We start from the raw sequence: 6,586 nt of genomic DNA on the forward strand, positions 1-6,586 counted from the left end.
AGTGGCACGGTTTATCTTCTAAAATTCGTTCGCAAAAACAACCGTCAATTGCATAAGGCAACCATCTTGAAAGGTGGAAAACGAAAATCAAACAAAGCTCCACGATTTGTCAAAGGGTTTCAACTGTTTGACAAGGTGGTGTACGAAGGGAAAGAATGTTTTATATTTGGCAGAAGAAGCAGCGGTTATTTTGACCTTCGGCTGTTAGATGGCACAAAAGTGCATGCTTCAGCAAGCTGGAAAAAGCTAAAAAGAGTTGAGTATGCTAGTACATTACTAATTGAAAGGAGGAAGGGCGATTCCTCCCCGACTTTCGCTCTCGCTTAGAAATCGGGGTCTCCTCGCCTAAAACTGATGAACGTGCAACGCATGCGATTTATTTGGCTTTCGTTCGTTTTTTTATTCTTTTTTCACACGCCCGTCCACGCCCACGTCGTTGATTTAACGAAAAAAGCGCAGGCGCAAAGCTACGAAAACTACTATTCGCTTATTGTTAGCTATAAAGGGGAAAGTGGCGTCACGTTTGAAAGCTATAGCCCGCATTGGACGAAGACGAAGCTTATTCAGCTGGAACAAGAACTATTAAAAAACAAACATGGCGCTGAGCTTGCTTTGTTAGGGAGCATTAAAATTTTTCCTGACTATCCTGCCGGTGCAAACGTACTCGGACAATATTTTGCGCAATATCAAACAAGTCCAAAGCCCGCGTTGCTTCCAAATCGGTATATTCATTTATATGGGGGAAATGAATGGACGACCGTCGAGCAAATGGCGACGACGTTAGCGCACGAATATGGGCATCATTTTACATTTTATTACTTGTTAAATAAAGAGCAGCACCTTCCGAACGAATGGCTCATGTCGCGATATGCGGCAGCGCGCGAATTGTTTCGCTATCCGAATGCCCATGCCGATGGGAGTGGGGCATATGAATGGTATATGCCTGAAATACTCGCAGAAGATTACGTGCAACTATTCGGATCGCCAAATGCATTAAAAGGGCATATGCAAATGAACGTTCATCTTCCTACCCCTTTCGAACTTCCGGCGCTGCAAACGTATTGGAAAAACGAGCTCGGCGCACCGTACGAACCGCAGCCGCCCCTTTCGCTCTTGTTGACGAGCTATAAGGTAAAAAATAACATATATACGCTTCGTTTTTACACGTACGCTCATACATCAGCATATATAAACGGGCAAGATGGGGACGGACGGTACGCTTCTGTGCATATCGGGAGCATACCGAAAGGAATAAATGAAACGACATACGACGGAGCGACGTTACATAGCCGCGTGTCGTGGCTGTTTCGCTCAACGTTTGTCGATACAGCACTTTTTCGCGTCGTACAACCGACGGCAAAAGGGTTCAATCGCGGTTCGGCAACGCTTCGCATCCCATACGGATCGATTGATTCGCTCGTGGCGACGCCTCCGCTTTTTCCAGATGTCGTCGGGGAAGAATTGCAGATGGCGGCGCGACTATTGTATGAGCGCGGCATCATCTCGGGGTTTCCAGATGGCACATATCGCCCGAACGAACGGCTATTGCGCCGCCATGCCGCACTCATGCTCATTCGCGATTTGCGTCTGACACTTCCTGAAGGATATGTCGTAAAAGCGAAAGATGTGAAGCCGACAGATGCATGGTATAAAGAAATGGCGATTGCTGAAGCGTACGGGTTGCTCACGGGATACGACGGCAAGCTACATCCGAATGAGTACATTACCCGTGCGCAAATGGCAACGATTTTAACGAGGGCATATGGCGATGTGTACGAAGCGCCAACGGTGACTCGCACGTTTGTCGATGTTCCGTTTTCCCATTGGGCGTACGCTCCGATCCATACGCTCTATTTCAACGGCATTACAATAAACGATCCGTATCGCCCGAACGACATCGTCACACGCGGACAATTTGCACTCTTTCTCAGTCGAACATTGCAAAAAAAATAGCGATGAAGTCTTGTCCTTCATCGCTATTTCATATGTATCGCACGATATAAAAACACCGCAAACTGCGCCCGCGTCACTGCATCTTTCGGACGAAATGTGCCGTCCTCATATCCGTTAGCGATGCCTGATGCGACAAGCTTTTCAATCGCATCATACGCCGCATCTGTTTCTTTTACATCGGCAAACGGAACATCCGCCCCGCGCTTTAACTTCCACGCTTCCGCAAACCATATCGCTAACTGCTCGCGCGTGATCGGTTCGTCCGGTTGGAACGACGTCATCTGTTTATCGACGATCCGCTCTTTGACAAGGGCGTTAATCGCACCGACTGCCCAATGGTCGCTCGGCACGTCTTGGAACGTTTTCTTCCGATCGTTCATATTGAAGTCGAAATGCGCTGCGATTAGCCCGGCTGCATCCGCGCGCGTCATCATTTCATCAGGTTTAAAATAACTTTTCGCGTAACCGAGCACAATTTCTTCTTTTCCTAACGCTTCAATTTCTTTATTTGCCCAAAAATCATTTCCGATATCTTCGAATTGACCAGCTGCCTGCTCATAAGCGAGCACGCGTCTTGCTCCTATGTATCGCTTTTTATAGTACGAATCATCTAATGAAGAAACAGCAATTCCTTTCGATGAACTTGCATGAATAAACTCGTTGCCCCCGATGTAAATGCCTGCATGTGACGGACCTTTTTTATACGTCTCAAAAAAGACGAGATCACCGACACGTAAGTCTTCTTTTTTTACCGCACTTCCTTGTTTATATTGCTCCGCTGTCGTGCGCGCTAACGTGACGCCAACGCCGCTCATCACATGACGCGTAAACCCGGAACAGTCAAATCCTTTTTCTGAACTTCCCCCGAACTGATACGGCACACCGACGTATTTTTTCGCCAATGGAACGAGCCGATCGTAGCTATCGCTTGCGTAAGCGAAGGAAGGGAAAAGAAAAAACAAAAGCAATGCTGAAACAAACCGCCTCACCCGTCACACCTCGCTCCGTCATTATTTTTATATTTTCGACATTTTTACACAATTCCAAGTGTATCATAAATAGGAGAATGGTAACTTTACAGTTATGTAACAAAACTTTTTGTCAAAAAGTTACGCAATCGGGTATTGAAAAAAGTCGAACATTCGGTAAAATGGTGAATAGGTGGAAGGCTACATATGAAAAAGTTTTGTTATTCCAACAAAGAAAAACCGTTGAAAAAATGGTTGACTTTAATCATGGAAAAAATTATAATGTAGTTTGTAGTCGTTCACTCGCTAAGTTTAAGAGTTTTATAGAGAAAACATACATATCTCTTAAATTTAGCTAAGACAAATAGAAAGAGAAACAAAAAGGAGGAAATATGTCGATGGCTTACCAACCAAAGTCTTATCGCAAATTTTTAGCTGGTACAGTCTCTGCGGCAGTTGTTGCTTCAGCGATCGCACCAGTAGCAAGCGCGTCTTTTACAGACGTAGCAGGAAGCGTACATGCAGATGATATCGCAACATTAGTTGCAAAGGGGTACATTAAAGGTTATCCAGATGGAACATTCAAACCAAACAACTCTTTAACACGCGGTGAAGCGGCAATCATCTTCTCACGCATTTTGAAGGATGCAGGCGTTACTCAAAAAGGTGCTGGCTTCCCAGACGTTCCAGCGAGCAGAGCGGAGCTAGCTGAAGCTGTAGCGATCGTGCAAGGTGCTGGCATCATGACTGGAGATGACAAAGGTAACTTCAACCCGAACGCAAACATCACTCGCGAACAAATGGCGAAAGTTGTTGTTGAAGCGTTCAAATTAACAAAACCAGCAAACTACACAACGAAAGTAACTGACCTTGACAAAGCTGCTCCATGGGCTCGCGAGTACATCCAAGTGTTAGAAGCAAACGGTGTAACGAAAAACACAGAGTTCATGCCAAAACGAAACGTTACGCGCGCTCAATTCGCTTCATTCGTCGTTCGTGCGATGAATGTGGAAAAAGAAGTTTCAGCAGCAGACATCACAGCTGTGAAGCTTGTTGACGAAAAAACGTTAGAAGTGACATTCAACGGCGAATTGAAAGAAGTGAAAAAAGAAGACTTCGCCATCCAAGGCGTTGAAATTGAGTCTGTATCAATCAAAGAGGAAGCAGCTGCTGAAGCAAAAACAACAGTTGTTGTGATCAAAACAAAAACAGCGTTAGAAGAAGGTAAAACTTACAGCGTATCTTACAAAGGTCAAACAACGGACAAAGCGAAAGTTGACGTGCCAGTTGTAACGCCGAAGGTTGAGAGTGTAAGTGCGATTAACGCTAAACAAATTAAAGTAACATTCAACAAAGCTGTTGATAAGAACACCGTGTTCTCTAACGTGTCAACTGGAGCTCTTAACGCTGGTGTAGTAACAGTAAAACGCACAGTAAATGATACAACAGACACTAATAAGAATGTTGATTCAAGTGTTGATACAATCACAGGTTCTTTAAGTGCAGATGGGAAAACATTAACATTAACTGTTGATGTTACTGGTGCTAAATATTTTGACGGAACTTATGCAGTAACTGTTTCTGATGCTGTAAAAACTACTGATGGAAAAACACTTACAGCGTATGCTGGCACATTTACTGCAAAAGACCAAACTGCACCAACAGTTAAAGAAGTTGTTTACAACACAATTACTAATGAGGTAGAAGTAACATTTGCTGAGCCAGTTACACGAGTGCCAGACGTTGTACGTTTAAATGGAGAACCTGTATCTGGTGTGGTATTTGTATCGAATACTAACCAAACAAAAGTTAAATTTACTAAGCCATCTTCTGTGGCTGCAGGCTCTACAGCTTCTATCTATGTAGCTGGAACAACTGATGCTGCATCAAATATTCTAAGCCCATATAATGGTAATGTAACATTTACTAACGATGCATCTGCATTGCAAGTAACATCTGTTACACAAATTAGCTCTAACAAAGTGAAAGTAGTATTCAACAAATCTCTTGCTAGTAACGATGCTACTATTGATGGTGCCCTAACTGCAATTATTGATGGCAGAGTAGTAGCTGCAGGCGATGTAACAGCTGCTCTTGATACAACTGATACTTCTAATAAAACTGTTATTGTAACATTTAGCGGGTCATATACTGCACCTAACTATTTCTATGGTAGCTCAGCAACTTCAAAAGCTGTAACATTAACATTTGCTAATGGTGTAATTACAGATGTATTCGGTAAGAAACTTGCTGCTACAACTCAAAGCATTACTATGACTAAAGATGCTACTGGTCCGCAAGTAGTTTCAGCGAAAATTGCTTCTAACGGTGTAGACATCGAAGTAACATTTGATGAAGAAATTGCTAATACTGGTGACACAGCTAAAATTGTATTACGTAAAGATGGAGTTGCGATGAATACAGCTGCTTCTGCAGTTCGCAAAGGAGCTACTGGAGATGACGCTAAAGTCCTTGTAATTACTCCAAATGCTGCAGACCTTGTTTCAGGTAAATTACCAGCTGGAACATATACAGTTCGTTTAGAAGCTGGTGCAATTGCAGATGCTCATACTAATAATAATGCTGTAGCTACTACAACAGTTTCTAAGGCTGCTACTACAACTGATTTAACTGCTACAATCGCTACTCAAGCAGGTCAACGTAACATCTTTGAAGTTACATTTAGTGAAGATGTTACTACAAGCTCAGCACTAAATCTTGCTAACTATAAGTTAGATGGAGCTGCTTTACCAAGCGGAACTGATATCTACTTCAAAAATGGTGCAGCCAACAGAACAGTAGTTATCGAATTACCACAAGGTTCAATTAACTTTGGCGCAGTTGGCACAGGAGCAAATGCGGTTTTAGCAGTTAGTGGTGTTCAAACATCTTCTGGTAAGACGGTAATTCCAACATCTGGAACTGTATTGGTGGAAGATAACACACCAGCTACGTTACAAAGTGCAACATTAGTAGGAAGCAACGTCCTTAAACTTACATTTAATGAGAATATTAGCGCTTCATTTGCTGATGTCGCTGATATCTTAGATGATATCCAAATCTCTAATGGCACTACTACATTTACGGCTGGCGATGCTACACATACTGCATCTGTATCTGGAAAAGATTTAGTTATTACTATAAATCCAGGAACATCTAACTGGTCTGCAGTAACATCTTCTCCTACAGTAACAGTGAAAACTCTTACTGGTGGTGACGGAGATATCAAAGACGTTAACGGTGTAACTGTTAAGGGCGATGTTTCTGTAACATTAACAAAATAATATTGCACCTTTTGAAGAGTGACCATTAAATATGGTCACTCTTTTTAGCTATAGGTATCTATCATAGCGAAAGGTCCTTTGGAGAGCAATCTCTGCGGGGCTTTTCTTTTTGCCCGAATCTGTATCAAGCTTGATTTCAAATATATATTATGATTTTGAACCTACAGTCATAAAGCCTCAATTCCTTTCGGGGAATTGGGGATATTTTTGTTTTAGGAGGGAAAAGGATGAGCAAGTATCAAACCATAAATAGGCAGCGTGCCTGTCACGCCCCGAAGGTTGTCGGAGATTGATAGAGACAGAGAGTCATAGTTGGCTCTCTGTTTCTTTTTTTCGCATTAAACGAGGTTTGGAATATATATTATACTTTTGAACGCCTTT

3 protein-coding genes and 1 pseudogene are annotated in these 6,586 nt (G+C 42.8%); 3 read left to right on the forward strand and 1 reads right to left on the reverse strand.

Translation table 11 applies throughout. The annotated features are described in order from the left end of the window. Positions 1-327 (forward strand): annotated as a pseudogene (locus BM213_RS13780) (RNA-guided endonuclease IscB); the annotation flags it as partial. 33 nt (positions 328-360) lie between these two features. Continuing rightward, entirely contained in the window at positions 361-1,953 is a 1,593-nt protein-coding gene (locus BM213_RS13785) for an S-layer homology domain-containing protein (RefSeq protein WP_425265937.1), read from the forward strand. Between the two features lie 23 nt (positions 1,954-1,976). On the opposite strand, the gene BM213_RS13790 is transcribed toward BM213_RS13785, so the two are convergent. Next, the gene (locus BM213_RS13790) at positions 1,977-2,942 is read right to left on the reverse strand and encodes a C40 family peptidase (RefSeq protein WP_091705085.1); all 966 of its coding nucleotides are present in this window, start codon (positions 2,940-2,942) and stop codon (positions 1,977-1,979) included. A gap of 377 nt (positions 2,943-3,319) precedes the next feature. Here BM213_RS13790 and BM213_RS13800 point away from each other — a divergent pair, with 377 nt between their 5' ends. Further along, positions 3,320-6,205: an S-layer homology domain-containing protein gene (locus tag BM213_RS13800; protein ID WP_167357422.1), complete on the forward strand. Its 2,886-nt coding sequence runs from the start codon at positions 3,320-3,322 to the stop codon at positions 6,203-6,205. The last annotated feature ends 381 nt before the right edge of the window (positions 6,206-6,586 follow it).

The organism is Anoxybacillus pushchinoensis, from assembly GCF_900111795.1.
GTDB classification, from domain to species: domain Bacteria; phylum Bacillota; class Bacilli; order Bacillales; family Anoxybacillaceae; genus Anoxybacillus; species Anoxybacillus pushchinoensis.

Excerpts from the sequence above, each read along its gene's own strand:
- BM213_RS13800 (WP_167357422.1), top strand. The coding sequence starts at position 3,320 with ATGGCTTACCAACCAAAGTCTTATCGCAAATTTTTAGCTGGTACAGTC.